Annotated in this window: 30 protein-coding genes; 14 read left to right on the plus strand and 16 right to left on the minus strand. The window is 51.7% G+C overall.

Annotated elements, in window-relative coordinates; all coding sequences use genetic code 11:
* Positions 1 to 3 precede the first annotated feature (3 nt).
* Together rsxA and metG are read right to left on the minus strand one after the other, a co-directional pair.
* Complete coding sequence (rsxA, locus tag EYZ66_RS04960; RefSeq protein WP_160195610.1) at positions 4 to 582, minus strand: electron transport complex subunit RsxA; 579 nt, start codon at positions 580 to 582, stop codon at positions 4 to 6.
* 66 nt (positions 583 to 648) lie between these two features.
* Positions 649 to 2,700 carry a methionine--tRNA ligase gene (gene metG / locus EYZ66_RS04965; RefSeq protein WP_009577152.1) on the minus strand — a complete coding sequence of 684 codons (2,052 nt, stop codon included), beginning with the start codon at positions 2,698 to 2,700 and terminating at the stop codon, positions 649 to 651.
* Between the two features lie 124 nt (positions 2,701 to 2,824).
* Between metG and apbC the strand changes: the two genes are divergently transcribed.
* Entirely contained in the window at positions 2,825 to 3,631 is an 807-nt protein-coding gene (gene apbC, locus EYZ66_RS04970) for an iron-sulfur cluster carrier protein ApbC (RefSeq protein ID WP_009577154.1), read from the plus strand.
* Between the two features lie 15 nt (positions 3,632 to 3,646).
* Positions 3,647 to 4,216 (plus strand): dCTP deaminase, encoded by a 570-nt coding sequence (gene dcd / locus EYZ66_RS04975; RefSeq protein WP_160195611.1) that lies wholly within the window; start codon positions 3,647 to 3,649, stop codon positions 4,214 to 4,216.
* Here the strand turns inward: dcd and EYZ66_RS04980 are convergent.
* The 3 genes from EYZ66_RS04980 to purM all read right to left on the minus strand — a co-directional run bounded on the left by EYZ66_RS04980 (position 4,197) and on the right by purM (position 6,581).
* A complete protein-coding gene (locus EYZ66_RS04980) occupies positions 4,197 to 4,802 on the minus strand; it encodes a DUF3108 domain-containing protein (RefSeq protein WP_009574483.1) in 606 nt (201 codons plus the stop codon). The two genes, dcd and EYZ66_RS04980, sit on opposite strands and share 20 nt — an antisense overlap.
* 109 nt (positions 4,803 to 4,911) lie before the next feature.
* A complete protein-coding gene (purN, locus tag EYZ66_RS04985) occupies positions 4,912 to 5,550 on the minus strand; it encodes a phosphoribosylglycinamide formyltransferase (protein ID WP_040815772.1) in 639 nt (212 codons plus the stop codon).
* Positions 5,547 to 6,581 (minus strand): phosphoribosylformylglycinamidine cyclo-ligase, encoded by a 1,035-nt coding sequence (gene purM, locus EYZ66_RS04990; RefSeq protein ID WP_009574485.1) that lies wholly within the window; start codon positions 6,579 to 6,581, stop codon positions 5,547 to 5,549. Before purM ends, purN begins: the two co-directional genes overlap by 4 nt.
* Before the next feature lie 132 nt (positions 6,582 to 6,713).
* On the opposite strand from purM, the gene EYZ66_RS04995 reads away from it, so the two are divergent.
* Together EYZ66_RS04995 and hda are read left to right on the plus strand one after the other, a co-directional pair.
* Positions 6,714 to 7,745 carry a DUF2066 domain-containing protein gene (locus EYZ66_RS04995; RefSeq protein ID WP_009574486.1) on the plus strand — a complete coding sequence of 344 codons (1,032 nt, stop codon included), beginning with the start codon at positions 6,714 to 6,716 and terminating at the stop codon, positions 7,743 to 7,745.
* Entirely contained in the window at positions 7,742 to 8,455 is a 714-nt protein-coding gene (gene hda, locus EYZ66_RS05000) for a DnaA regulatory inactivator Hda (RefSeq protein ID WP_009574487.1), read from the plus strand. Before EYZ66_RS04995 ends, hda begins: the two co-directional genes overlap by 4 nt.
* On the opposite strand, the gene EYZ66_RS05005 is transcribed toward hda, so the two are convergent.
* Complete coding sequence (locus EYZ66_RS05005) at positions 8,452 to 9,255, minus strand: queuosine precursor transporter (RefSeq protein ID WP_009574488.1); 804 nt, start codon at positions 9,253 to 9,255, stop codon at positions 8,452 to 8,454. The genes hda and EYZ66_RS05005 overlap by 4 nt on opposite strands.
* A gap of 4 nt (positions 9,256 to 9,259) precedes the next feature.
* Entirely contained in the window at positions 9,260 to 9,976 is a 717-nt protein-coding gene (locus EYZ66_RS05010; RefSeq protein ID WP_009574489.1) for an SDR family NAD(P)-dependent oxidoreductase, read from the minus strand.
* A gap of 112 nt (positions 9,977 to 10,088) precedes the next feature.
* On the opposite strand from EYZ66_RS05010, the gene EYZ66_RS05015 reads away from it, so the two are divergent.
* Entirely contained in the window at positions 10,089 to 10,577 is a 489-nt protein-coding gene (locus EYZ66_RS05015; protein WP_009574490.1) for a 6-pyruvoyl trahydropterin synthase family protein, read from the plus strand.
* A gap of 211 nt (positions 10,578 to 10,788) precedes the next feature.
* Here EYZ66_RS05015 and EYZ66_RS05020 read toward each other — a convergent pair whose 3' ends face one another.
* The gene (locus EYZ66_RS05020; RefSeq protein ID WP_009574491.1) at positions 10,789 to 11,208 is read right to left on the minus strand and encodes a TlpA family protein disulfide reductase; all 420 of its coding nucleotides are present in this window, start codon (positions 11,206 to 11,208) and stop codon (positions 10,789 to 10,791) included.
* Positions 11,209 to 11,267: 59 nt separating this feature from the next.
* Between EYZ66_RS05020 and arsC the strand changes: the two genes are divergently transcribed.
* Genes arsC through EYZ66_RS05035 form a run of 3 tightly spaced genes read left to right on the plus strand, consistent with a single transcriptional unit; the run spans position 11,268 to position 12,572 of the window.
* The gene (gene arsC / locus EYZ66_RS05025; protein ID WP_009574492.1) at positions 11,268 to 11,606 is read left to right on the plus strand and encodes an arsenate reductase (glutaredoxin); all 339 of its coding nucleotides are present in this window, start codon (positions 11,268 to 11,270) and stop codon (positions 11,604 to 11,606) included.
* A 1-nt stretch (position 11,607) separates the two neighbouring features.
* Complete coding sequence (gene wrbA, locus EYZ66_RS05030; protein WP_009574493.1) at positions 11,608 to 12,210, plus strand: NAD(P)H:quinone oxidoreductase; 603 nt, start codon at positions 11,608 to 11,610, stop codon at positions 12,208 to 12,210.
* Positions 12,207 to 12,572, plus strand: coding sequence for a DUF2069 domain-containing protein (locus EYZ66_RS05035; protein WP_009574494.1), 366 nt, complete (start codon positions 12,207 to 12,209; stop codon positions 12,570 to 12,572). Before wrbA ends, EYZ66_RS05035 begins: the two co-directional genes overlap by 4 nt.
* A 2-nt stretch (positions 12,573 to 12,574) precedes the next feature.
* Here the strand turns inward: EYZ66_RS05035 and EYZ66_RS05040 are convergent, their stop codons facing one another.
* Complete coding sequence (locus tag EYZ66_RS05040; RefSeq protein ID WP_083814309.1) at positions 12,575 to 13,105, minus strand: DUF3806 domain-containing protein; 531 nt, start codon at positions 13,103 to 13,105, stop codon at positions 12,575 to 12,577.
* 126 nt (positions 13,106 to 13,231) lie between these two features.
* Here EYZ66_RS05040 and dapA point away from each other — a divergent pair, with 126 nt between their 5' ends.
* Genes dapA through EYZ66_RS05055 form a run of 3 tightly spaced genes read left to right on the plus strand, consistent with a single transcriptional unit; the run spans position 13,232 to position 16,000 of the window.
* Positions 13,232 to 14,143, plus strand: coding sequence for a 4-hydroxy-tetrahydrodipicolinate synthase (dapA, locus tag EYZ66_RS05045; protein ID WP_009574496.1), 912 nt, complete (start codon positions 13,232 to 13,234; stop codon positions 14,141 to 14,143).
* Entirely contained in the window at positions 14,140 to 15,180 is a 1,041-nt protein-coding gene (bamC, locus tag EYZ66_RS05050; RefSeq protein ID WP_009574497.1) for an outer membrane protein assembly factor BamC, read from the plus strand. The genes dapA and bamC overlap by 4 nt, the downstream gene beginning before the upstream one ends.
* A 16-nt stretch (positions 15,181 to 15,196) precedes the next feature.
* Positions 15,197 to 16,000 carry an MBL fold metallo-hydrolase gene (locus tag EYZ66_RS05055; RefSeq protein ID WP_009574498.1) on the plus strand — a complete coding sequence of 268 codons (804 nt, stop codon included), beginning with the start codon at positions 15,197 to 15,199 and terminating at the stop codon, positions 15,998 to 16,000.
* Here the strand turns inward: EYZ66_RS05055 and EYZ66_RS05060 are convergent.
* A complete protein-coding gene (locus EYZ66_RS05060) occupies positions 15,960 to 16,874 on the minus strand; it encodes a lysophospholipid acyltransferase family protein (RefSeq protein WP_009574499.1) in 915 nt (304 codons plus the stop codon). The genes EYZ66_RS05055 and EYZ66_RS05060 overlap by 41 nt on opposite strands.
* A 125-nt stretch (positions 16,875 to 16,999) precedes the next feature.
* Between EYZ66_RS05060 and EYZ66_RS05065 the strand changes: the two genes are divergently transcribed.
* Genes EYZ66_RS05065 through EYZ66_RS05075 form a run of 3 tightly spaced genes read left to right on the plus strand, consistent with a single transcriptional unit; the run spans position 17,000 to position 19,418 of the window.
* Positions 17,000 to 18,118 (plus strand): hypothetical protein, encoded by a 1,119-nt coding sequence (locus EYZ66_RS05065; protein ID WP_009574500.1) that lies wholly within the window; start codon positions 17,000 to 17,002, stop codon positions 18,116 to 18,118.
* On the plus strand, positions 18,115 to 18,906 hold the full coding sequence (locus EYZ66_RS05070; protein WP_009574501.1) for a class I SAM-dependent methyltransferase: 792 nt from the start codon (positions 18,115 to 18,117) through the stop codon (positions 18,904 to 18,906). Before EYZ66_RS05065 ends, EYZ66_RS05070 begins: the two co-directional genes overlap by 4 nt.
* Positions 18,903 to 19,418 carry a hypothetical protein gene (locus EYZ66_RS05075; RefSeq protein WP_009574502.1) on the plus strand — a complete coding sequence of 172 codons (516 nt, stop codon included), beginning with the start codon at positions 18,903 to 18,905 and terminating at the stop codon, positions 19,416 to 19,418. The genes EYZ66_RS05070 and EYZ66_RS05075 overlap by 4 nt, the downstream gene beginning before the upstream one ends.
* A 7-nt stretch (positions 19,419 to 19,425) precedes the next feature.
* Here EYZ66_RS05075 and dapE read toward each other — a convergent pair whose 3' ends face one another.
* From dapE to glnD, 6 genes are read right to left on the minus strand one after another with little or no spacing between them, the layout of a single operon-like run.
* Positions 19,426 to 20,553 (minus strand): succinyl-diaminopimelate desuccinylase, encoded by a 1,128-nt coding sequence (gene dapE / locus EYZ66_RS05080; protein WP_009574503.1) that lies wholly within the window; start codon positions 20,551 to 20,553, stop codon positions 19,426 to 19,428.
* Positions 20,554 to 20,564: 11 nt separating this feature from the next.
* Positions 20,565 to 21,584 (minus strand): 2,3,4,5-tetrahydropyridine-2,6-dicarboxylate N-succinyltransferase, encoded by a 1,020-nt coding sequence (dapD, locus tag EYZ66_RS05085; protein WP_009574504.1) that lies wholly within the window; start codon positions 21,582 to 21,584, stop codon positions 20,565 to 20,567.
* A gap of 19 nt (positions 21,585 to 21,603) precedes the next feature.
* Complete coding sequence (locus EYZ66_RS05090; RefSeq protein WP_009574505.1) at positions 21,604 to 21,951, minus strand: Spx/MgsR family RNA polymerase-binding regulatory protein; 348 nt, start codon at positions 21,949 to 21,951, stop codon at positions 21,604 to 21,606.
* A 59-nt stretch (positions 21,952 to 22,010) separates the two neighbouring features.
* Entirely contained in the window at positions 22,011 to 22,673 is a 663-nt protein-coding gene (nth, locus tag EYZ66_RS05095; protein WP_009574506.1) for an endonuclease III, read from the minus strand.
* A complete protein-coding gene (dapC, locus tag EYZ66_RS05100) occupies positions 22,666 to 23,871 on the minus strand; it encodes a succinyldiaminopimelate transaminase (RefSeq protein WP_009574507.1) in 1,206 nt (401 codons plus the stop codon). Before dapC ends, nth begins: the two co-directional genes overlap by 8 nt.
* Positions 23,868 to 26,543 carry a [protein-PII] uridylyltransferase gene (gene glnD, locus EYZ66_RS05105; RefSeq protein ID WP_009574508.1) on the minus strand — a complete coding sequence of 892 codons (2,676 nt, stop codon included), beginning with the start codon at positions 26,541 to 26,543 and terminating at the stop codon, positions 23,868 to 23,870. Before glnD ends, dapC begins: the two co-directional genes overlap by 4 nt.
* Position 26,544 lies beyond the last annotated feature (1 nt).

Here is a 26,544-nt window from a genome sequence, read left to right on the forward strand (position 1 = left end):
AGACTATACCAATCCCGCAAATCCCATGAACGCAAGTGACATCAGTCCAGCGGCAATCATGCCAATAGCCGGGCCCTCGAAAGCGGCGGGCACATCGGCCGCGGCCAAGCGCTCGCGCATGGCTGAAAACAGGATCAGCACCAGCGCAAACCCGAGTGCCGCACCAAAGCCATACCAGAGCGACTCTACAAACGTATGCGCTTTGTTGATATTTAGCAACGCCACGCCAAGCACCGCACAGTTGGTGGTAATGAGTGGTAAAAACACTCCCAGAACTCGATGGAGCAAGGGGCTGGTTTTACGGATGAGCAGTTCGGTAAATTGAACAACAGCTGCGATAACCAAAATAAAAGAGATGGTTCGCAAGTACTCTAGATTGAGTGGAGTAAGAATAAGATGATAAGTCAGATAGCTACAGCCCGATGCAAGCGTCAGCACAAACGCAGTCGCCATGGACATACCCATTGCCGTTTCGATTTTGTTTGACACGCCCATGAAAGGGCAAAGGCCCAAAAATTGCACCAAAACGAAGTTGTTAACTAAAACAGTGGCCAGTAGTAGTGCAGCAAATTCAGCAATCATTCGGTCGGTACTCTTGATGCCCGCTGGGTCAGGGTATGGTCGGTTCCCATACCCCATTTTAGTCCTTTATTTTACTTGCATCCCCGCCGTTGCACCTGAGTCTGGTGCCAGCAGAAATATGTCTGAGCCACCCGGACCTGCGGCCAGAGCCATGCCTTCTGAGGTACCAAAGCGCATTTTTCGAGGCGCTAGGTTTGCCACGACTACGATTTGACGACCGACGAGTTGAGCTGCACTGTAGGCGCTTTTGATGCCCGCTATGATTGTGCGTTCACTGTCCCCTAATGACACAGTCAGTCGCAGTAGCTTATCGGCACCCTCGACTTCCTCGGCAGCGATAATATCTGCCACGCGTAAGTCAACTTTAGCAAAGGTGTCAAAGTCAATTTGTTCCCCAATGGGAGGATGATCAGAGGCCGAAAGTCCCGCTTTTGGCGTGTCCTTAATAGGTGCTTGCGTGGCCGCAGCTGCTTTCTCGGCTTCGATCATGGCCTCTACCGCGCTCATTTCGATGCGTTGCATTAAGGGCGAGAAGGGCTCGAGTTGGTGTCCTGCAGGTAATAAACCAGACTCTAGATTTGAAAACGTCAATTGGGTGTTTAAGAAGTTTTCCGATTTGGTGGCCATTTCTGGGAGGACTGGTGCCAGATACGAAACTAGGATTCGGAAGGCCTGCACGCCATCTGAGCAGACGCGATGCACTTGGGCGTTATTGGCTTCGTCTTTAGCCAGTACCCAGGGTTGTTTCTCGTCGATGAACTGATTGACCTTATCGGCGAGCGCAATCACTTCTCGGATAGCTCGGTTGTAATCGCGGCCCTCAAAATGAGCGGCGATAGATCGGCGCGCATCCAGTAAATCTGACAAGAGCTCGGGCGCTTCTTGCTCTGCCGCTAGGGTATTGTCGAAACGTTTCTTCAAAAAGCCCGCGCAACGTGAGGCGATGTTCACGATTTTGCCGACAACATCGGAATTGACTCGCTGCACAAAGTCTTCCAGATTCAGATCGATATCATCTACCGATGGGCCAAGTTTCGCGGCGAAATAATAGCGTAAATACTCGGGAGCCAGATGAGATAAATAATTGCTCGCATTGATGAAAGTGCCTCGGCTTTTAGACATTTTGGTGCCGTTTACCGTCAGAAATCCGTGGGCATAAATCGCTGATGGCGCTCGCAAACCGGCCGCGTTTAACATGGCGGGCCAGAATAGTCCGTGAAAGTTAATAATGTCTTTGCCGATAAAGTGGTAGAGCTCGGTCGCCTTGCCATCAAACCAAAATGATTCGAAATCTAGGTTGTTTTGCTTGCTGAAATTGTCGAAGCTGGCGATATAACCAATCGGTGCATCCAGCCAGACATAAAAGTATTTGCCGGGAGCGTCCGGTATCTCGAAGCCGAAGTAGGGTGCGTCGCGGCTGATGTCCCAACCCTGCAGGCCCGCATCGAGCCACTCGCGTAATTTGTTCGCGACCTGGGACTGCAGGCGACCGCTGTTGATCCAATCTGTGAGCAACTCGCTAGATTGGGCCAAATCCAAAAAGTAGTGCTCTGACTCTTTTTGCACGGGCTTAGCACCGGACAGCGCAGAGACGGGATCTATGAGATCATTGGGGGTATAGGTGGCGCCGCAGCTTTCACAATTATCACCATATTGGTCGCTGGTCTTGCATTTTGGGCAGGTGCCTTTAATAAATCGATCTGCCAAGAACAGACCCTTCTCGGGGTCGAAGGCTTGCACAATGTTGCGCTTCACAATCTGGCCCGAATCCCGTAAGGCCCCATAGATCCGCTCGCTCCAGTAGCGATTTTCGTCGCTGTGAGTGCTATAAAAATGATCAAAATTGACGAGGAATCCTCGTGAGTCACGCTCGTGCTGTTCACGCACTTGTTCGATAAGCTGCTCGGGTGTAATACCCAAGGCTTGGGCTTTTAGCATAATGGCGGTACCGTGGGCGTCGTCGGCACAAATGTAATAACACTCGTTCCCCTGTGATTGCTGGAACCTTACCCAGATGTCGGTCTGGATTTGTTCGAGCATGTGGCCGAGATGGAGCGGCCCATTAGCGTAGGGTAGAGCGCTCGTGACGAGAATGCGGCGCGGTTGTTGGTAGGACATAATGCAAGCCTTTAAACACGGGGCGCGTATGATACCGCTTGCTGGGCATTTTTTCCAAAACCTAACGTTGTTGCAGGCGGGTTAGCTCCTTATACTAGGCCCTTTTTATGCTTTGGAGCCGCAGATGAATCAAATTGGCGCAATCATCGCCGTAGCGTCTGGCAAAGGCGGTGTGGGCAAATCTACTACCGCAGTAAACCTTGCTTTGGCCTTGCAAGCTATGGGAAAGCGGGTTGGCTTGCTAGACGCCGACATCTACGGTCCCAGTCAAGCGATGATGCTCGGTGTTGCCGAGGGCACCAAACCCGAAACTCAAGGACGACAGTTCTTGTATCCAGTGGAGGCCTATGGTCTGAAGACCATGTCGATGGGGTATTTAGTGACCGAGAAAACCCCAATGGTATGGCGGGGACCCATGGCGGGCGGTGCGCTCACTCAAATGCTCGATCAAACGTTGTGGGGAGATTTGGATATTTTGATCGTCGATATGCCCCCAGGCACGGGTGATATCCAGTTGACCTTATCGCAAAAAGCCGCCTTGGCGGGGGCTGTGATTGTCACGACGCCCCAGGATATCGCTTTACTGGATGCGAAAAAAGGCATCGAAATGTTTGGTAAAGTCCATGTGCCCATATTGGGTTTGATCGAAAATATGGCAATTCATGTGTGCAGTCACTGCGGTCATCAAGAGGCCATTTTTGGTGCCGATGGCGCAGCTCAGGTTGCCGAAGATTATGGGGTAGAGGTACTCGGTAGTTTACCCTTGGCGCTTTCTATTCGTGAATCTAGCGACGCAGGCAAGCCTATCGTCGTTGCTGCTCCCGACTCTGCTGAGGGCGAACTGTACAAAAACTGCGCCAAAAACTTGCTGACGGCACTCCAGGCTCAAGTAAAACCCGCTGCCCCAAACGTACAATTCAGTGACGAATAATTTAAGGATATCGATATGAGCATTAAATCTGACCGCTGGATTAAAGAAATGGCGACTCAGCACGGCATGATTGAACCCTTCGAGCCGGGCCAGGTGCGCCAAGATGCGGCAGGCGATAAAATCGTGTCTTACGGCACCTCAAGCTATGGCTACGATGTGCGTTGTTCACGTGAATTCAAAGTGTTTACCAATATTCACTCAGCGACTGTTGACCCGAAAGCCTTTGATGAAAGCTCATTTGTGGATGTTGAATCAGATGTCTGTATCATCCCGCCCAATTCGTTCGCTTTGGCGCGCACCGTTGAGTATTTTCGGATCCCACGCAATGTGCTCACGGTATGTCTCGGGAAATCGACCTACGCGCGCTGCGGTATTATTGTGAACGTAACGCCTTTAGAGCCTGAATGGGAGGGGCACGTTACCCTCGAATTCTCGAATACCACCACTTTGCCGGCCAAGATCTACGCAAACGAGGGCGTGGCTCAAATGTTGTTTTTTGAGTCCGATGAGGTGTGCGAAGTAAGCTACAAAGACCGCGGCGGCAAGTACCAAGGGCAGCGTGGGGTTACTCTTCCTCGGGCGTGATCGATAACGCTTGGCCATCGAGATACGCTTTGCTAACGGTGGCCGCAATCAGTGTGCCGTCTTCAACGTGGGTCGTTTTTACCATTAAAAAATCCCAGGCAGGGGCGAGCCAGATGTTTGACTCTCGCTCATCGTCCTCGGCTCCTCGCTGAAATCGAATTGTAGGGATCGGACCCAGATCAGTTTCAATGATCTCCTCGCCCACGAAGTCTAGCTTGTAGTGTTTGATTTTTTTACGATCCGCTATTTCCACGGCAAACCCCATTTTGGGATCGGCTCCCTGGATGAGGGATAACCGCAGCTGTTCCAGTTGACTGACGCGGTCGTAGGTCATCGGCGTAAGGTCCAGATCATGCCATGCCCCCTTATCGTAACTTTTGATACTGTTCAGTTCAGGGTCAAATAGGAGCTCACGCTTTTGGCTTATCAAGCCGGTTCCCTGGTATACATAACGCTTTGCTTGAATCGTGCCGTCGTGCTGCTCGAAGACGCTGGTTTCGATAAAACCCGCCAGTAAAATCTTGGCTTGATTAGTCAGCAGGTAATCGCCTTTTTCGGTTAGCTTCAGCGAGCGCTCAAGGTCCATGGACAGGCCTTTTGCGGTCGTTTTATAACTTAGGTGGTAAGGTTTTAATGCGTCGGCATTTGCGGAAAGCGCAATCAGGCTTAGCGTCAGAATGAGAGCTCTGTGCCAATTACATTGAAAACTGTACGCCGTGCTCAGGAATAGGTTCGTGATCAAGGTAAGCTGCTCCGCCCTGCCAATGAATGCGCCCCTCTGCTAACCATTTGACGGCCAGCGGGTAAATAATGTGCTCCATCTGTAAAACGCGCTCGCTGAGTCTCGCTGCATCGTCGCTTTCCTTTATTGGGACCCTTGCTTGTAAGACCGCAGCACCTGCATCAAGTTCCTCAATCACAAAGTGAACGGTGGCTCCGGCCTCAGTGTCGCCTGCGTCCAGAGCTCTTTGATGCGTGTGCAGTCCGGGGTATTTGGGCAATAGCGATGGATGAATGTTGAGCATTTTCCCTTCAAATTCTCGGATTAGAACCGGGGATAGAATGCGCATAAAACCAGCGAGAATCACGGCGTCGATCTGATGGTCCTGCAGGTGGCGGACCAGAACATGATCGTACGCTTCGCGAGACTCATAATCGCGGTGGTCGCAAAAAATGCTTGGGATACCGCGCTCGCGTGCTGTAGCAAGTCCAAGAGCGTCGGCTTTGTTCGAGATGACCAAGTGTGCAGTGGCCGGAATATGTCCCTGGTCGATGGCATCCAGGATGACTTCCATATTGCTGCCACGACCTGATATGAAAAATGCGAGCCTCACGAGATATACGTTACCGCCGCGCTACCGCGTTTCACAATAGTTCCGATGTGCCAAGCCGTCTCACCCTGTGCTGTCAACGTAGCCAAGGTAGTGTCCAGAGCATCCGCTGCCACGCAGACAATCATGCCAACGCCGCAATTAAAGGTGCGAAGCATTTCTTTCTCAGCGACTTGTCCGTGTTGGGCAAGGTAGTCGAATACAGCGGGTCGATTCCAGCTGCCTAGGTTGATTTCGGCTCCGCAGTCTGCGGGCAGCACACGGGGTAGGTTTTCGGTGATACCGCCGCCTGTGATGTGCGACAAGGCTTTGATGTTAGTTGTCTCCATCAACGCGAGCACAGACTTTACGTAAATGCGCGTGGGTGCCATCAGTTTTTGTGCAACGGTGCTCCCGTCTAAGTCTGCGCTGACGTCTAAACCTTTTTGGTCGATGATGTGTCGAATCAGTGAATAGCCGTTGGAGTGCGGGCCTGAACTGGCCATCGCAACGAGCACATCGCCCTCGGCAACGGTGTCGCCTGTAATGACCTTGGACTTTTCCACGACGCCGACGCAAAAACCCGCTAAGTCGTAGTCATTACCCTCGTACATTCCCGGCATTTCGGCTGTTTCACCGCCGACGAGTGAACATCCGGCTTGTAAGCAACCTTCGCCAATACCGTGTACCACTTGCGCCGCAATATCGACATCCAATGCGCCGGTGGCGTAATAATCCAAGAAGAACAGAGGCTCAGCACCCGCGACCACGAGATCATTAACGCACATCGCGACCAAATCGATACCAATCGTGTCGTGCTGTTGGAGTTGCATAGCTAGCTTCAATTTTGTGCCCACGCCGTCTGTGCCGCTGACTAACACGGGCTCTTTGTAGCCTGCAGGTATCGCACACATCGCGCCGAAGCCACCCAATCCGCTCAAAACTTCTGGGCGTCGTGTTCTAACGGCGACGTCTTTGATGCGGTCAACAAGGGCTTCGCCGGCATCGATGTCAACACCGGCGTCTTTGTAGGTAAAACCTGTAGCTTCAGTCATGGTGAGTAGGGCTCGATCTGCAAAATGCGCATTCTACGTTTTTTCGCCATGAAATGCATGAACTAACATCGGTACAGTTACACAAGAGGCGCGTCTTGATACACTTGGATTTTCATTATTTCGGGATTCGCTGTGCGAATATCATTAGTCGTATTGATGACCATCGCTCTGCTGTTCAGTGTGATAGCGCGCTCTCAAGAAAACGGTGTATTCAGAGCGACAGCAGAAATCGAGAGTCAATCTGCCAGTGAGTTAGATGCAGGTGCTAATCTGGCGCTTTTGTCACTACTCAAATCTATGACTCTTGAAACTGAGCAAACGAAACTCACCCCAATTTTGAGTCAAGGGAAGTCCCTGCTAAAGCAGGCAATTTTTTTGGGGGTGCGCGACGCGTCATCCGGGAGCAGACAAGTCGTTTCTTACGAGTTTGATGCTCAAGCGCTCACTCAGGCCATTTTTGCAGAGGGCCTAGGATTGGTTCCAGCCGATCGGCCCAAACCTCTTTTGTGGTGGGTCGTGAGTGACCTCAATGGCGATGTCAGATACCTCGATGCCCGCCGCGATTTCGCGCTTGTTGAAGGCGTGAAGACTCTCCTAGATGAGTATCGTTTGGATTTTGATTTACCGTTATACGACTTAACCGATACTGTGACGGTGTCCCCTGATGCGCTATGGCAAAGCCAGAGGGTACCCTTAGCGAGGGCGATGCAGCGCTATCAACCCCAAGTGCAAAGGGTGATTAAATGGGCTGAGCTCACCGATAACCGGATTCTGCTGAGCGTTCTATCTGTAGAGGAAGGTCGCTTAAACACGCAACTGGAGGCGTTATACGCCGATAAAACAAAGGCGGTATCAGCCTTGGTTGAACTGCTTGTGCGTCGCGCTCGCAGTGAGTTGGCCGTCAGGGCGGATGAAGCTGATTTGCCCAACATCGTGATTGATGGGTTGACCAATTTCCAAGATTATCGTCGGATTATGCGTGCGCTCGAGGCTAACGTGTTTGTCGAGTCAGTTCGTGTTATCCGTCTGGATGGTCAAAGTTTAACGTTGGGCGTCGAGTCGCCTGTTTCTAGGGAACAATTCAAGCAAATCGTGCGGGACGCTTTGGGTCTTGACTTTATCGAGGTTAATGAACTCGGTATGCGCTTTGGGCTCGGTCGATGAGCTTTTTAACGCGACAACTCACGCTGAATGTGCAGTTGCCTGATGGATTCACGTTTGACAATTTTGTTTTCAATGAAAACCGGTTGTTGGTGCGAGAGCAGTTAGAAGGTGCCGATTCTATTTGGCTAACCGGTGCTTACTCTACCGGTAAAACACACCTTCTAAGCGCACTGGTCTGCGCAAATGACCAAACAGCGTTGTATTTGCCCGCGGATGAACTGATCGCATCGTGTGATCCGACCATGCTGGATGGGCTTGAGGCAACCGATTGCCTGGTCTTCGACGACATTGATAAATTGGCTCACACTCCGGCCTGGTCGGAGGCACTCTTTCATTTATTCAATCGGCATCACGCCCAAGGAGGGCGCTGGGTGTGTTCGTCGCAGGTCGCCCCTCGATATGTCGACACGCCGCTGGCCGATCTTCGGTCGCGCTTCACCTTGTTTCCAGCCTTTGAGCTCGCTAATTACAACGATCAGGAGCGAGTGAAAATATTCAGTGAACGCGCGCGATTTAGAGGCATAAAAGTGAATGAGGATGTTTATCCTTACATAACGAATCATCTACCGCGCGATCTCAAGTACTGGTTACAACTGCTGGACCAGCTAGATCAAGCGAGTTTGGCCGAGCAGCGTAAAGTGACGATACCGCTGGTGAAATCGGTGTTGCAGCAGAACGAGTCATTGAATAAGCAACTGTCACTGCCCTAGTTGCGTGTTCTGCTCGCCTCAATCTCCTGTCCGAGAGGTATTGCCAATTCCAACGGTGCCAAGTGGAGATAACGTCGCAAATAATGCACCAGTAAATACAAGGGTGCGGTGTCCAGCAGTGCGACGACCGCTTTGAACGCGTAGTTACTTAAAATTAATACCAGCATCGTTTGGAAGGTGAGTTCATCTCGCAGGAAGGCTGCGCCGAAGGTAACCGTCACTACCATGGTGGCGTCGACCCACTGGCTCACTAGCGTACTTAAGTTGTTTCTTAGCCAGAGGTGGCGTCCCTTGGTGAGCCGCTTCCAAAAGTGAAACAGCTGCACGTCACAATACTGCGCTGCAATGTAGGCGAGCATAGAGGCAAAGACGGCGCCTGACGTGGTCGCATAAATCAAGCTGTACAGTTCGATCGATCCTGAGACGATTTGTCCATTGGGGAGGGCTACGGGTTCGCTGAGTTGCAACACTTGCCAGGGAGGAAGTGTGTCGGCGGGCACCGAGGGTACGATATTACCGAGTGTTAGAACCAACAAGATTAGTATGTTGATACCCAAACCGACACTCACCAAAAAGTTGGCACGGCTACGCCCATAGAGCTCACAAATCAAATCCGTGCACAGAAAGGTGAGTGGGTAGGGGAGTACGCCGACAGCTAAGGCTAGTGGTCCTAGCTGCACGAAACGCGTAATGCCAATAACATTCAGTAAGGTCATAGCCGACAGAAATACGCCAGCAAGCACCAAAAATACGCGTTCGCGTCGTTCAAAAATGATGGCTGTGCTTGGCCCCTCTGACATGATCCTAGCTCTCTTTCTGTCCAAGATTTAAATGAAATACACTGCCGTTGATTGCCGGGTTGTCGTGGCAAAATACAACGCCACTGGCGATTTCATTGGGCTGAACCAGCCGAGAAAAGCTGTTCAAGGCCCCGATGGCGTTAATGACTTCGGTGTTGTCGCCCAAGTGGGTTCTTAGCATTTCGGTGTCGGTAAAGCCTGGGCAAACCATGGCTGTGTGAATGCCTGAGCCCATTAAGTCCTGGCAGGTGGCGCGCATCATACCCAGTTGAGCGTGCTTTGAAATGACATAGCTGAAAGATCCGGGCACGGCTTTTTCAGCCAATGTTGATCCGACGTAGACGATGCTAGAGCCCTCTCTCATGTAAGGCAGCAGAGCCTGGTTTAAGCGGTTGATTCCAACAATATTGGCTTCTAGTACGGCTCGCAAATCGTCATCAGCGCAGGCATCTACACGATCTTTGTTCATTCGTGCCGCGTTGTGTACCAAACAGATCTTAGCTTCAGGATCGAGACTTAATTTTATCTGTTGTGCTAGGGCGTCAATTGATTCGGCTGATGTGAGGTCAGTGGGTATCGATATCGCTTCTGTATGCGGGCATGGACGCCGCGCAACAGCAATGACGGTGTCGCCGCGGTCTAAAAATGCTTTCGCTGTTGCCGCGCCAATACCGGCGCTTGCTCCGGTGATAATTGCGACGGTTGGCCTTGCGTCTGACATAGGGTTATCCTTTGTTGTAGGTAGCTCAATAGTTGGTATCCCGAAGCATTAATGAACCAATCGGACTTAGGGCTCGTAAACTTGCTCACAGACATTTATGCCAAGGATCCACATGTCACGACTGATCACCTTACGCATCGGTAAGCAAAGCCACAAGTTTTCGGCAGCGCACTTTACCATTTTTTCGGCGACCGATCGCGAACGATTACACGGGCACAACTACTCTGTGTGTTTACGCATCGTCGCTGCAATAGGACCAGAAGGCTTCTCTGCAGATTACAATGTTTATAAAAAACGTCTGCAAGACCTCTGTGACGCTTATGACGAATACATGTTGCTTGCGGGCGATTCGCCGCATTTAAATATCGACTCGCAAGGCGATCAGCTCAGAGTGATTTTTAACGGGCAAACGATGTATTTTCGAGCAGACGAGACACTTGTGCTGCCCATGGTCAACATAACGGTTGAAGAGCTTTCTTATTTTTTGCTTCAGCGTTTGCTTGACGATTTCGACGATCCTTTAGTCCAAGAGTTGGAGTTAGGCGTCGCGTCGGGCCCCGGGCAAGAGGCGAGTTCACGCTGGATTCGTGAAGCCAATTAAAAAAATTGTGTTTGATTGGTAATTTTTTACAAAAAAATGCGACTTTATGGGAACTAAGCGTAAAAGCCTTGGTCTGAGTAAGTGCCAAGGTTGTGAATACTGCGTTGGCGTGTTGCTCCTTCAGGCTCGATTGGGTTCGAGCCGCACATCCCCCGGAGGAAAGAATCCTCCATTGCCGGCGACCTTATAACCGCCGGCTTTTTTTTGCCTGTTAATTTGTTTGCGCGAGCAGAGATAGCTCAGTTTGCGGGCCGATTAATACGTCGATAACCTCGCCAGCGGGATTGATGATGACGGTAGTGGGTAGTGCTTTTGGGCGCTCGATACCAAGCTCAGCACTGGGGTCGTAGGGCAAGGTGGGAAATTCGACGCCTAACGTTTGCTCTTGTTCCCTAAGCGCCTCACCGATTTCACCATCAAAATTAACCCCTAATACAGTGACATTATCATGCGCGGCGTGAAGTTGGTTCAGTTCGGGTATTTCCTTGATGCAGGGTTTACACCATTCGGCCCAGTAGTTTACGAAGACCCATTGCCCTTTGTATTGTGCGATTGAAACTTGATCTTCGCCGCCGCAGGCGCTTAACAGGCACAGCGCCAGTGCGCTAACAAATATTCTAAGCTGGGTCATTTTTGTATCCTTGATTGGGCTATAATCGTTACATACGTTTTAAACAAGGAATTGGATACATGATCTTGCTGCACAATCCCCGCTGCTCTAAATCACGCCAAGCGCTGGCCATTTTAGAAGAGCGCGGTTGCGATTTCCAAACGCGTTTGTATCTGGAAGAGCCTTTGTCCAAATCAGAGTTGCAAGAAATTTTGGGTTTTTTGAGTATGGAGCCGTCCGAGTTGGTGCGAAAAGGCGAGCAGGCCTACAAAGACGGAAATTTGAAATCGTCCACTGAGGAAGAAATCTTAGACGCCATGTTGATCGAGCCAAAGCTGATAGAGCGTCCGATTTTAGTGGTGAGTGGGAAAGCGGTCGTGGGACGTCCCCCTGAAAACGTACTGGAGTTAATCTCCTAGCATGGCGGCGAACCCCTATATTTTAGTTTTGTATTATTCGCGGACAGGTCATACGGCCAAATTAGCCGACTGCGTCGCACGAGGTGTTGAACAAGTTGCGGGTATGGAAGCGAGGATTCGCATTGTGCCGCCCGTTGCCCCGACGACCGATGAAGTGCAAGACCCCGTGCCGTCCGACGGGCCAATCTACTGTGAGCTCGATGATTTAGAGGAATGCTCAGGATTAATTCTGGGTTCGCCTACTCGCTTTGGAAACATGGCGGCGCCGCTCAAGTTTTTTTTGGAGCAAACCAGTTCCCTTTGGTTATCGGGTGTATTAGTCGATAAGCCCTGTGCAGTATTTACCTCCAGCGGAAGTCTGCATGGAGGCCAAGAATCGACCCTGTTATCTATGCTCATTCCCTTGCTGCATCATGGGATGTTACCCGTGGGTTTGCCCTACACTCAGGCGCGCCTTATGACGACAACAACTGGCGGGACACCTTATGGGGCGAGCCATGTTTCTGGGCACGCGGGTGGAAGTGAACTTAGCGACGATGAGGGTGCTCTGGCGATTGCGCTGGGCAAACGCGTCGCATCATTAGCGCAGAGGTTGCACGCATGAAGCCTTGGAGTGAACTGAGCAAGCGAGCCCAAGTCGCTTATGTGTTTCTGGTTGTGGCTTGGTCAGTATTATTGCTCTACCAGATCGGCATCATAGCCGTTTACGGAGAGCCTTGGATTGTCTGGGTGGGCCGTCTGGGGCCATTGTTACTGTTTGCCTTTGGTTTGTTTGAGCGCCGTCCACGCAGCATCATTTGGCTGTGCTTTGTGAGTCTGATGTATTTTATCGCGGGGGTGGAGCGCTTGTTTGCGACGCCGTCGGACTGGCTAGCTTGGTTAGCGATGGACGCTATCGTGTCAATATTCGTTGCTGGAATGTTGTACGTGCGCTGGCAGTCTCGTGACCAACGCACCGAGGGTTGACCTTACTCGAAGGGTTTTGGCGGTATCAGCGGTTCTATCGTTGTGACTGCTTTGTCGTAGATCGCTTGCACTGGGGTCGTGTTGCCCGCCTCGACGCGTCGTGAAATCATGGTTACTGGAAACAAAAAGTTGTCGGTTCCGTTTAACTGTAAGGCACGCGAACGCCCCAGGTCGTCTTCATAAATAACCCATTCCATGCCCAGTTTTTCGGCGAGTAGATCCCCCAAAATAATCCCCATAGCTTGCAATTCTTGGCGCTGGTGGGGCAATACTTTGCCCTCGCTGAGCAATCGCTGTAGCACTGGCACGTCAAAGCTCGGATCGCCTGTGAAGCTGCTGCCTAGGCTGCGACGGACGATATCTTCGATTAAATTACGTTGAGAGCGCATGTACTGGTTGTCTAGGTAGGACAATTCATTGACGGTGAACTTCGGTTTATCCATCAAGCCATAAACTTCGGGCTGCGCAAAACCCGGTGCCACGTACACAACGCTTGAAAGCACGATGGCGAGTAATGTTCTGATAAAGGACATAATCACTCTCTATTTGTTGAGAAATCGATACAACATTTCTGGTAAACTCCGAGTTTAGCACGAGCGGTTTGCCAGCGCTTGAACAGAGTGCATAATGGCGACGCCAATTATAACGGGAAATAAGTTTTGACAGATACCTCATCACTCACTAAAACATTTGATGTTAAAGGTAGTATCGTTGCCTTAGTGACGCCCATGATGTCGGGTGGGCAGATCGACTGGGAAGCTCTTGAAGCCTTGCTGGAGTGGCATTTGGCCTCGGGCACAGCTGCGATAGGCGCAGTGGGTACGACTGGTGAAAGCGCGACCTTAACGGTTCCCGAACACTGCGAAGTCATTGGGTTCTGCGCACGTTGGTCCAAGGGGCGTATCCCCATCCTTGCTGGCACTGGGGCGAACTCGACTCGAGAAGCGATCGAACTCTCTCTTGCCGCGGTAGACGCGGGGGCTGATGCGTGTTTGTCCGTAACGCCGTATTACAATAAGCCCACGCAGGCTGGCATGATTGCGCATTTCAAGGCAATTGCCGACGCGGTATCCATACCCCAAGTCTTGTATAACGTGCCGGGTCGCACCAGCGTAGACCTCAACAATGAGTCGGCACTGGCCTTGTTTGAGCACCCAAGGATTGTTGCTATTAAAGATGCTACGGGCGACCTGGCTCGCGGTGCTGATCTTATCGCTCGCGCACCAGAGCATATCCATGTTTACTCAGGTGATGACGGCACTGCGGCTCGACTAATCATGAGCGGTGGGGCTGGAAATATTTCTGTGACGGCTAACGTTATCCCCAAGACGATGGCGCAATTGTGCCAGGCCGCGCTCGAGGGTAATGCCGCTGAAGTTGAGGCGATCAGTGAGCGCATTCGCAAGCTGAACCAAGCCTTGTTTTTAGAGTCCAATCCAATACCCGTAAAATGGGCCTTGGCACACACGGGGCGTATTGGCGATGGTATTCGCTTGCCACTCACGCCTCTAAGTGAACAATACCATGCCGAATTAGCGGCAGCGCTGGATGCGTGTAAGGAGAATTCGTGAACAACCCTATTATTAAGTCCGTTGCAGTAGGATTCTTGGTCGTTAACGTATCAGCGTGCGGATATTTATTCGGTGAGCAGGGTCTGTTTCCGAGCAAAGCGGACGACTACAAAAAATCCAAGGAAGAGCCTCTGCTCACGTTGCCGGAGGGGGTGCAGTCTAGTCATATCGAGGAAGTCTATTCGATACCCCCGGTCGAGAACGCTTATGTATCCCCCGTTGAATTTGAAGCACCGCGCCCCCAACCCCTGGTGGCTGCGACCGCGGCTGATACTGTGCGCATCCAAAAGTTGGGTGAGGAAAGTTGGGCGTTGGTCAACGTCGCGCCGGGACAGCTTTGGCCCCAAGTGCGCAGTTTTCTAGCCAGCGTTAACTGGCCTGTTGCTGCTGTTGATCCGCAGGCAGGTATTATCGACACCCAGTATTTACCGTTGAAAGATGATGAGCGTGAGGCCCGATTCCGATTGCGTGTCGAGCGAGGCGTTCAGCGTGGAACCAGCGAATTACATGTCGTACACATGTACCGCGCGGTTGACGACGCTTGGCCCGACAGGTCAGATGATTTTAAGATTGAGTCCGATGTGCTCCAAAGTATTGCGCAATACATTGCAAATAGCACCGAAGAGGCGTCAGTTTCCATGATCGCAGATCGTTCGATCAGTGCAGAAGGTAAAATGCGCAGTGTCGATGTCTCGGCTAACGAGGCATATCTCGAGCTCGAACTCCCGTTTGATCGCGCTTGGGCTTCTTTGCAGATAGCGCTTGAAAACTCGGGTTTTGGCGTTGATGACCTCAACCGTAGCGAAGGCACCTACTACGTCACCTACAAAGGTGATAATGCGGACGAAGATGAGGGTTGGTTTGGCTGGTTGTTCAGCGATGATGAAAACCCGCTTATCGGGCAAGGGTTTACGGTAACCCTTAAGACGCTCCAAAACGACGTGCAAGAAATACGTCTAAACCCGGTAACACCCGCGGAAATTCCTGAGCGCGGTCAACCGATGTTGATTTCGGTCATCAAAGGCAATATCAATTAAGTAGGCGCTGCGCGGTATGCAGCTGGCTTCAATTGGCAGTGGGAGCAAGGGTAACGGTACCTTGCTTCGCACTCGCTCAGCATGCGTCCTTATCGACTGCGGCTTCTCGCTAAAAGAGACTGAGCGTCGGTTGGCAACGCGTGGCCTGTCGGGAAAGGATCTCACGGCGATATTGGTGACGCACGAGCACGGCGATCATATTGGCGGCGTTGGTGTGTTGTCGAGACGCTTTAAACTCCCCGTTTATATGAGTCACGGGACGCATCTGTCGGGACGCTGCGAGGATGTGTATCAGCGAGTCTGCTTTGATGCAGGGGATGCGTTTCGAATTAACGACCTGAATATTCAATCTGTCTTAGTGCCTCACGATGCTCGTCAACCATGCCAATACGTTGTCGAGCATCAGGGGTTAAAGGTCGGCATCCTGACCGACCTCGGTAGTGTTACGCCACATGTTGTTGAATGCTATGGCGGTTGTGATCATCTGCTGCTGGAATTTAATCATGATCTTGAGTTGTTGCGTGTTGGTCCCTACCCGCCCGCTTTAAAGCGCAGGGTAGGGGGTGCTTTGGGGCATCTCAACAACCAACAGGCGGCGGATCTGCTGAAGCAAGTAGATCATGAGGGGCTTAGATCCGTGTTGATAGCGCACATTAGTGAGCAAAATAATACCCGAGAACATATCGAAGCAGCTCTGCTCACCCATTTGGGCGAAGCGTTTAGCAAACATCGCTATATGTCACAATCTGACGGATATCAGTGGGTTCAGCTTGAGCCGGCTACTGGTTTGCCACAGCATCAGAGGGCGGCTGGCGCTTAAAGCGACGGTTGCTCCAGAGCCAATCCTCTGGCTGTGCTCTAACGGCGTCTTCGACAAGGTCGCGGTAGAGCTCCGTAATGGGGTTTCCGTCAGCTTTGCGTTCGATAGGTTGTGGCGCCAACTCCTTGAAAGTCACCTCGTAATAGCCACGCTTTACTCGTCTGCAAGAGGCGAAAACAAGCGGTATGTTGGTGGCTCTGGCGAGTGTTTCGGCGCCCGTATAAAAGCCAGTCACTTGGCCAAACAATGGGATCCAGTGCGCTCGCTCGGCACCGCTGGGTGCTTGATCCGCCACCATTGATACGAGTCTAAACCGTTTGCGATGGCGCATAACATTGCGAGCCGTATCCGCCATTTTGAGAGACTTCCCGCCAAATCGATCTCGAAGTGCCTGAATAAATCGTTCACTTTTTTCACTGTGTAACGGCTTATAGACGGGATCGATTATCGTATTGAAGTGCAGCGCCACGGCATGCAGCATCCACTCCCAATTGCCCATGTGCAGTGTTGTTACGATCACAGGCTGGGTCCGATTTTGCATTGCTTCAGTCAGGATGTGATCATTAATCATCTTAACGCGCCGAGTGAATTCTGCCGCGGGCATATCAAGTGCTTTTATGGTTTCGAACGCAGTGTCTACAAACCCTCGATAGAACCGGCGCGCAAGTTGGCGACGTTGTTTGCCGGTCATGTCAGGGAAGGCAATTTTTAAATTTTGATCGACCACCTTGCGACGATATCGAATCAGGTAAAAAAGAAGGGGCCAGACCAGATCAGCGCATCGATGAAGGACCCAAAGCGGGAGTTTTGAACCGAGTTTGTAGCCCAGTGGTACAAGCGTGAGATCTGTCTGGTCCAGAGGTTCGGCTGACATGAAATGACCCTTTTAGCGTTGCGCGCATTGTAGACGCTTAGCGATACCTTGCCAACGCTCCCCCAGCATTGAGCCTGAAATCAAAAACCGCTACTCTTGTGCTCCTATTACGAAAGAGAGTATTCGTGAGCGAATCGTTGCCAGAAAGCCTAAGTTTGGCGGGCCGCCAAAATTTGAAAGTCATCGAGGAAACGCTGCGCAAGCAGTGGCGTCTTGGGCAGAATATTGCGCTTTGCTGGAGCTTTAACCGCAGGGGTATTCTAGTACTTTTTGTGCCGCATTATTTCTTAGGAAACTATTGTGCTCTGGATGGGTCGACAGGCCATGACAAACTTTCCGATAACGAAATTTTCATTCGTCAGTTGATTAGTGGTACTCGTGAGTATTCACGTGAGGAATTTTTCGCTGTCGCAGATCGGTTGGGGGTGGCCCCTACATTTATTCGGCCTGACAACGCTATTCAAGATGAACCTGCCTTTCATGTCGCGCTTGATCACTTAGTGCAGCGCTACGGTTTAAGTTTTGTTGGGCGGCGCGCGGTCTTGCTGTTTGATATTGCTGGCTTTTCGCTATACACGCCGTTCGAGCAGGCCAGCCAGCTCAATTCACTCAGTTATTCTATGAACTCAGCTTACAATAAGCTGCAATCGGTGGGTATCGATGTGCCGTTTCGTCGCACAACAACCGGTGATGGGTACTATGTTTGGCACAAGGATCAATCAGAGCAGGCGAGTCGCGACTTACTGTACTTTTTGTTGTTAATTGTTGCCGATAACGCCGCTGCACGAGCGGCCGCTCAGGGTAATACCGTTCCCCGTATCCGTGCGGCTTACCACATTGGAGCGCACTACGAGCTTTACCAAGCAGAGGGTGTTAACCCCACAGTCTTCAGTTACATTGTGGGCGATGCCACCATCGAGTTAGCGCGCATGCTTGATCGAGCAAAACCTGAGCAAATTTTGATCGGTGAGTTTCCCGCGAGTGACCAGGGGGGCGCTCTGGGCACGCAGGCCTTTATCACCGAATCATTGAACGGCTGCCATAATTTATTGGGCATAAAACTGGCTGGGCAGGAGATTCAGCATCTGAATTTTGCTCTGTCTAGGGATGCTCAAGGGCATGCGCAGCGCCTTACCATCCAAGATAAGCATGGCTTGCAGCATTACGCCTACAACCTGGAATGCTCTCTAGCGACCACAGTCCACAATCAGCTTCTGGGTTTGCCCATGACTACCAATTCATGAGCTGCACTACACCTTGCCGTATAGGCGTTCTTGCTGAAGACAGCCGCTACGCTGAGGTCGCCGATGAGCTCGCTCGTCACATTGGCGTGGTGGCGGTTCGAGCTGAAGACGAGCGATTGGTGCACGAGGTCAGTCTTCGGGTTGTCGTCGGACCAGAAATCTGTGTCTATTCTGGGCACGGTCGAAATGAGCGTCGAATAGCCGTTGATTTTTCTGCGCCAGCTCTTCAGCAGAGAGTACAAACTGGGAGTAAAGATTTACTGATTCGCGCGTGCGGCCTTCACAAAGAGAACCATCGGGTCCGACGAGTTATGGACGCTACTGCTGGATTTGGCAACGATGCTTGGGTGCTTGCGGCAGCGGGTGTCGAGGTTATCGCGGCAGAGCAAGACCCCTTAGTCGGCGCTTTGTTACGAAGTGCTTTAAACCGTGCCCGCTCTCAAGGTTTAGCGGCTTCGGAGAGACTTACCTTATATGTGGGCGATGCCAAAGAGCTGAATGCTCCAGAGCCAATTGATGTCGTTTATCTTGATCCGATGTTTTCTGCAGGTCGCAGAAAAGCCGCGAGTTCCAAATCGATGTCTTTTTTGCAAGACTGGCTGCACGATAAGTATTCTGAGCAAGATCAACAGGCTCTGTTTGAGCGAGCTTGTGATGTTGCATTGGCACGAGTTGTTGTAAAAAGAAGCGCAAAGGCTGAGCCATTGTCATCGTATCCGCCAACGTTTCAGATAAAAGGAAAAACGCATCGGTTTGATGTGTATCAGCTAGGGAACGGGTCAGCATGAGCACGATATTCTTAGTCGGCGCCGATTCTCATTTGGGGCGAGAGGTTCGTCACTTGCTTCCCCAGGGGCCAGAACTGATTACCGATAGCTCTGCTTTCGGTTTGTCGGATGCTCTGCAACGAGGGTATTTACTGGATCAAATGCGCCGCTTTGGGCCTTTTGACATCGTCCTATTTTGTTTGGATGTCAACGCACAGCGCGAGGTGAATTACGCTGTTGATATTATCCCCGACGTGCTCTCTAAACCCTGGCTGGTATTGTCCGTGCTACAGGAGTTGTACCCTCAGGCCAGGGGGGCTGATTGGGTCGTTGCAACCGCGACCTGGCAATCAGATTCTTGGTCGAGTTTGGTCGAACATGGGCATGAACAGGACTCAGTGGTGGCGATTCTCGACACGGCAGTCAGACGATTCAGAACCGCGACAAATGCCAACGCGAGTTCGCGTTTACACGAGTCTGAGGGGCTCGACGCGACGTTAAAATTGATACGCACACTTGTGCGTCAACCTTAGAGGAATTCTAGGCGAGTAGCTCGACTAGCACCTGCTCATAGATCAGCGACAAGCGCTCGACGTCTTCCACGGCGACACACTCATTGATTTGATGAATCGTGGCATTGACGGGTCCGAGTTCGATCACGTCGATGTCGTAAGGCGCGATGAACCGCCCATCAGATGTGCCACCACTGGTACTGAGTTCTGGCTGGATACCACACACTTTCTGTACGGCATTGCTAACCGCATGGGTCAGTTGACCTGGACGGGTCAAGAAAGGCTTCCCGGAACGAACCCAATCAATGTGGTACTTAATAGCGAATTTGTCCAATAGCGCCGTGATTTTTTGTTCCAACTCTTGTGCAGTGGTCTCGCTCGAGTAGCGCAAGTTGAAATCGACGACGACTTCGCCCGGAATCACGTTTGTGGCGCCAGTGCCACCGTGGATATTTGAAATCTGTAGCTGGGTGGCGGGGAAAAACTCGTTGCCCTCATCCCAATGTTGCTCGATGAGGCTACTCAACGCAGCCAGCGCTTTGTGTATTGGGTTGTCTGCTAAATGGGGATACGCAATGTGTCCCTGTTTGCCGAAAATGGTCAAGCGAGCGCCCTGTGAGCCTCGGCGGCCATTTTTGATGACGTCACCCAGTTGCGCGGTGCTAGAGGGCTCGCCAATAACGCACCAGTCGATTGCTTCGCCCTCACTGGCTAGCTGCTCAATGACTTTTACGGTTCCGTCGTGCGCGGGGCCTTCTTCGTCTGACGTGATCAAGAAAGCAATACGTCCCCTGTGGTTTGGGTGCGCTGCGACAAAACGCTCGCATGCGGTAATCATCGCCGCCAAGCTCGCTTTCATATCGGCGGCGCCGCGTCCGAATAAATGGCCGTCGCGTATCGTGGGTGTAAACGGTGGCGATTGCCACTGTTCGAGAGGCCCCGTCGGGACGACATCCGTGTGTCCAGCAAACACAAGCGTGGGGCCACCGGATCCCCTGCTAGCCCAGAGATTGCTTACCTCGCCAAACGGCATTGGGCGGCTTTTGAAGCCGATGGCTTCGAGCCGCGTGGCCATAAGAGTTTGACAGGCACCGTCTTCTGGGGTGATCGATTGACGCTCTATCAACTCACAGCACAAAGCGAGGGTAGGATTCATAACGCTAGCTCTTAGTTGTTGGCGTGCAGTTCTTCATTTAACGCAATGGCCGATTTGTTGGTCAGACACTCAATCGCGCCAGTCTGCGAATTACGGCGGAACAGTAAATCGGATTTGCCGGCAAGTTCCCGTGCTTTGACAATTTCTACCGCATTGCCATGATTGTCCAACACTTGAACACGACTGCCTGCTGTGACAAATAAGCCTGCCTCGATGGTGCAGCGGTCTCCAAGAGGAATTCCTGTGCCCGCATTAGCGCCCAGTAAACACTCCTTGCCAACGCTAATCACGACATTGTTACCGCCGGACAGGGTGCCCAAAGTCGACGCGCTGCCACCTAAATCTGAGCCGCTGCCGACGACAACGCCGGCAGAGATTCTGCCTTCGATCATACCGGGACCATCGGTGCCGGCGTTAAAATTGATAAAGCCCTCGTGCATGACGGTCGTGCCCTCGCCAAGATACGCACCGAGGCGGACTCGCGCAGTGTGAGCAATACGCACGCCAGCCGGTACCACATAATTGGTCATTTTTGGAAATTTATCGACGCAGCTGACCTCTAGTATCCGGCCTTCCAAGCGGGCTTTTAGCTGTCGATTGGCCAGGTCCGTCAAATCGATAGCGCCTTCGTTTGTCCAGGCGACGTTCGGTAAAATACCAAACAGCCCCGTCAGGTTGGTTCCATGCGGTTTGACTAATCGGTGCGACAGCAAGTGCAACTTTAGATAGCCCTCTGGTACGCTCTGTGGACCCTCATCCTCGGTCAGAATTGTTAATACACAGGGTTGGTCGGATAGTGCAAATTGCTCGGCAACATCGGCCAGCTCGCCTTGTTCGTTGGCATCAAGCCGATTCGCTATCTCGTTCAAATCAGCCGCAGATAAAGCGTTATCTGAGGCGAATTCTTGCAGTGCATCAACCAGTGCTTGATCTGGTGCAAGCAGTGGGCGGGGATAATACACTTCTAGCCATGCACCATTGCTGTTTTGTGTGCCAATACCTAGGCCAAGTGCGAAAGGCGAGTTTTGCATGTGTCTTCCTTGTATCTGATTATGTGCGGGTAAAGATTTCGGCGAACTGAGCGTCTGAAAAGCCCACCGACACCCTGTTGTTGTGCTCGATAACGGGGCGCTTGATCAGTGTGGGATGCTCGAGTAAGACCGCAACTGGGTCAGTGTCGAGCAGCTTTCTGGTTGCTTCGTCAAGCTGGCGAAAGGTCGTAGATCGTTTGTTGATGAGTTTGTCGGGTCCTTCAGCTTTTAGCCAACTTCCGACTTGCTGTGCGTTCACGCCATCAACACGGAAGTCATGAAATACATAGGTCTCGTTGTGTTCATCCAGCCAGCGACAAGCTTTTTTTACCGTGTCGCATTGTTTGATGCCAAAAACTGTTGTCATAGGATTTCCTCAAAGCGGTTGCATGATACCAAACTCAGCGGGGCCGTCACACCTGAGGTTTACGCTTTGTTCAGTCGTTTTGGATGTTTGCGATCGGGGTAGCATGCTCGGCAGAGTGGGCAAACGCGCCCGTCACAACCTCGAGCAGTGCAGTATTCTCTGCCGTAAAAAATGATTTGAAGGTGCAGCTTGTTCCAATAATCTCGCGGGAATAAACGTTTTAAGTCTCGCTCAGTTTCCGTGACATTACGTCCTCTAGATAAGCCCCAGCGCTGCGCTAGGCGGTGGATATGGGTGTCGACTGGAAAAGCTGGCACACCAAACGCCTGTGCCATAACAACACCCGCCGTCTTATGACCTACCCCCGGTAATTCCTCAAGTGCATCAAAACTTTGAGGCACCTGACCGCCGTGCTGCTCGAGTAGGAGCTCGCTTAATCGATGAATTGCCTTGGATTTTTGCGGTGACAGTCCACAAGGTCGAATGATCTCTCGGATTTCTTCAACACTCAGGGTCACCATCTGCTCGGGGGTGTCGGCTTTGGCAAACAAAGACGGTGTGACAGTGTTCACACGTTCATCGGTACATTGCGCGGACAATAACACTGCAATCAGCAGTGTGTATGGGTCTTTGTGATCTAACGGTACTGGCGGTTCTGGGTAAAGCCTCTGTAGCGTTTCAAAGATCAATTTCACCCGTGCGGGTTTGCCCAAATTAGCCATGCTTTGCCCGTAGCTGACGCGTCAATGTAACGATGCGCGCAGCGGCCTCGACACAGTCCTCGACAGAGGCGACGAGAGCGAGGCGTAAATAGCCTTTCCCGGGGTTGCGTCCATCGACGCTACGTCCTAGATAGGTTCCGGGTAAGGCGGTTATGGAAAATTCTTGATACAGCTGCCGGGCGAATATTTCGTCGTCGATAGGCGTGGGTAGCCAAATGTAAAAGCCGCCCTCTGGATAGCTGAGGTCGTAGAGGTCTTTGAGACTGTCCAGCACCAGCTCAAATTTTGTGCGATACAGCGAGCGGTTGGTCACGACGTGCTGCTCGTCTTGCCACGCTGCAATGCTGGCATATTGGTGATAAATCGGCATGGTGCAGCCGTGATAGGTGCGGTACTGCAGATAGGAGCTTAGGATAGTAGCATCGCCCGCCACGAAGCCAGAGCGCATACCCGGCAGGTTCGAACGTTTTGATAGGCTATGGAACACCAAGCAGTTGTGGTAGTCCTCGTTGCCAATTTGGGCGCATACCTCAAGCAATCCAGCAGGAGGCGTGTTTTCCGCAGGGTAGATTTCGCTATAACACTCATCCGAGACGATAACAAAATCGTGTTGCAGGGCTTTTTCGATTAAAAAACTCAGCGTGCCGCGATCAATGAGTCCGCCCGCGGGATTTCCAGGGTTGCAGATATAAAGCAAGTCGCAGCTTGCCCAATCCTCATCTGAGAGTGCTTTGTAATCAGGCTGATGATTGCAGTCCGCTTCGCAAGGTAGCAGTCTTAAAGCTGCACCTGCCATCAGAGCCGCGCCCTCATAGATTTGATAGAAAGGGTTGGGTGCAAATACGGTGCTTGGGCGCGTCGGAGAGCAAATGACTTGGGCGATAGAGAAGAGCGCCTCTCGAGTACCATTGACAGGTAATATTTGGGTTTTGGGGTCAAGTGTTGTCAAGTGGAAACGAGTGCGCGCCCAGCGACTGATGGCGTCACGGAGCTCCGGTAGTCCTAGAACGGTTGGATAATTAGAAATCGTCTCGATATGTTGGTTTAGAGCCTTGAGGACGTGCTCGGGCGCTCGGTGCTGCGGCTCGCCAATACCCAGATTAATAGGTCGTAGAGTAGGGTTTGGTTCTAGGCCCTCAAACAAGTTGCGAAGACGCGCAAACGGATAGGGCTGCAGGGCATTTAGATAATCATTCATGCGGAGGCATTTACCTGGGAGTCAAGGGTGTCGCGTATGGCGGCTTCAATCTGTTGACAAAGATCTGGGTCGGTAATGGGATTCTGCTGTGCGTCGGTAATAAAAAACAAATCCTCCACGCGCTCGCCCAAAGTCTGAATTTTAGCGGTTTGAATTTCAATGCCAAATTCGACAAAGACTCTTCCAAGGCGAGCCAGCAGACCTGGGCGATCGGGAGAGATTACTTCAAGTATTGATAGCCCTTTGTCGTGGTCTTGCGTTATTTGGGCACGGGTTGGAATCGAGAACGACTTGAACTGACGCGGCGTCCTACGAGTCGCAATGCCATTGGTTTTGGCGCTCTCGGTCAGGGCCGTCGTTAACTCTGAGATGACGTGTCGCGTGCGCTGAGCGTCGTGTTCAATGGTTTCTCCCGAGGAGTCGAGCACGAAAAAAGTATCCAGTGTCATGCCACCCGAGGCTCCGTAAATGCGGGCATCGTGAATGCTTAAATCTAATTGTTCTAGTGTGGCGCAAATCAGTGAGAATAGATGCGGGCGACTGCGAGCGTGAATAAACATCTGCGTCGCATTAGCGACGCTGGAGTCGTTAGTGTGCTTGGCCAACACGAGCGGTGTGCGTTGGTCATGGTGACTTGCTATGGCTTCGGTGTGCCAGGCGATATCCTCAGCGCGTTCTCGCAAGAAATAATCATCTCCGCGCTGGAGCCACAAATCTTCTAACTCCTCGGGTGTGAAGCCGCGGTATTCCAGCAATTTAATCGCGGATTCTCGGGTTTCTTTAATCCATTCATTCTTATCAACGGGATTTTCCAGTCCGCGTCGCAGGGCGCGTTTTGCTTCTGTATGAAGCTGGCGTAACAGGCTTGAACGCCATGCATTCCAAAGTGTCGGGTTGGTGGCGTTGATGTCGGCGACCGTCAGGGTAAATAAATAATCTAAGCGCTGTTGGTCGCCCACATGTTTCGCGAACTGCTGTATCACGTCTGGGTCAGAGATGTCTTTGCGCTGGCTAACCGCAGACATTAATAAGTGGTTTTTCACCAGCCACGTCACCAGTGAGGTATCCCGCTCGGACAATCCGTGATTGCGACAAAAGAGCTCCGCGTCGATGGCTCCCAGTTCTGAGTGATCACCGCCACGACCTTTACCGATATCGTGGTATAGACCTGCGATATAAATAAGCTCTTTTTTCGGGAGACGGCGTGCAACTCTGGATGAGACCGGAAACTTCTCTTCATAGTTGCCCGTCATGAAACGGCGAATGTTCTGTATTAGCTCAAGGGTATGGGCGTCGACTGTGTACGCATGAAACAAGTCGTGTTGCATCTGGCCGATAATTTTTCCGAACTCGGGTAGGTAATTTCCCAAAAAGCCGTAGCGAGTCATTCGTCGCAACATGCGTGTAATCTGGTAAGGGGAGCGCAGGAATTCGATGAACATTGCTTTATGCGTTGGATCATCCCGAAAGCCCTGGTCAACAAGGTCGCGATTGTCCGAGATTGCACGCAGCGTTCGTGCTCCAATGTCGACGATATCCCCATGCTGGGCGCAAATCAGAAACGCTTCGAGTATCGCGGTCGGTTGCGATCTGAATATATCAAGGTCCACCGCATTGAGATAACCTTGCTGTTTGTAAAATCGCTCGTTTACCGCCTCGATGGTGCTGTTATCGGCATCCACTAAATGCTGTTCGAAATACTGAATAAGCACATCGTTAATTTGCCCGATTGTTAACGCCCAGCGATAGTAGACTTGCATGAATTGCTCGACCGCTAGGCGTTCACCGTCATCGGTTAAGCCCCACAGTTCTGCGATCTGCCTTTGATAGTCAAACAGCAGGCGATCCTCAGGTCGTCTACTCAGCATATGTAGAGCGTATCGAACGCGCCACATAAAGTTGCGGCCTTCTTCTAACAGTACTTGTTCGTCGGATGTCAGTAGGGTGTCAACACCAAAGGCAGCACTTGCTGACACGCTGAAGTGGCGCTCGATAATCCAGCAGATAATTTGCAAATCGCGCAATCCGCCGGGCGAGCTTTTGACGTTTGGTTCCAGGTTGTACTCGGTATCCGCAAATTTATCATGGCGCTCGTTTTGCTCTTGCAATTTAGCATGGAAAAATTCGTTGCTAGTCCACATATTCGCGGTACTGATTCCGTTCGTCACGGCAGACATTAAGTTTGACTGACCTGCAAGTACTCTGGCTTCCATGAGATTCGTCAGAACGGTGATGTCGTTGCTGGCCTCTTCTAAACAAGCGGCAACGGTACGCACGCTGTGACCTAATTGTAGGCCGGAATCCCAAACGCTCGTGACGAAGCGCTCGATTGCGTCTCGATATTGCTCTGGGTCATGTTGGCACAAGATCATTAAGTCGATGTCTGAGTAGGGGTGTAATTCCCCACGCCCGTAGCCGCCAAGTGCGATCATGCAAACGCCGTCAGCGGACCCCGCGCAGCTTTCCCAGAGGGCAACTAAAATGCGATCAACAGCGCGTGTTCTGGCACGAAGTAAGGCCTCGATGTTTGCGCCAGCGATGAACGCCGCGTCAAGTGCCTGGCTGACTCGCTTCAGGGAAGTCTTTGCTGTCGCGCCGGCGTTCGATGCATCAAAGCCCGGGAGGTTTCCCGAATGAATTTCGTCAAGTACGGCAATAGCGTTAGATGACATA

The sequence above is a fragment of the Aequoribacter fuscus genome (assembly GCF_009910365.1).
GTDB lineage: Bacteria > Pseudomonadota > Gammaproteobacteria > Pseudomonadales > Halieaceae > Aequoribacter > Aequoribacter fuscus.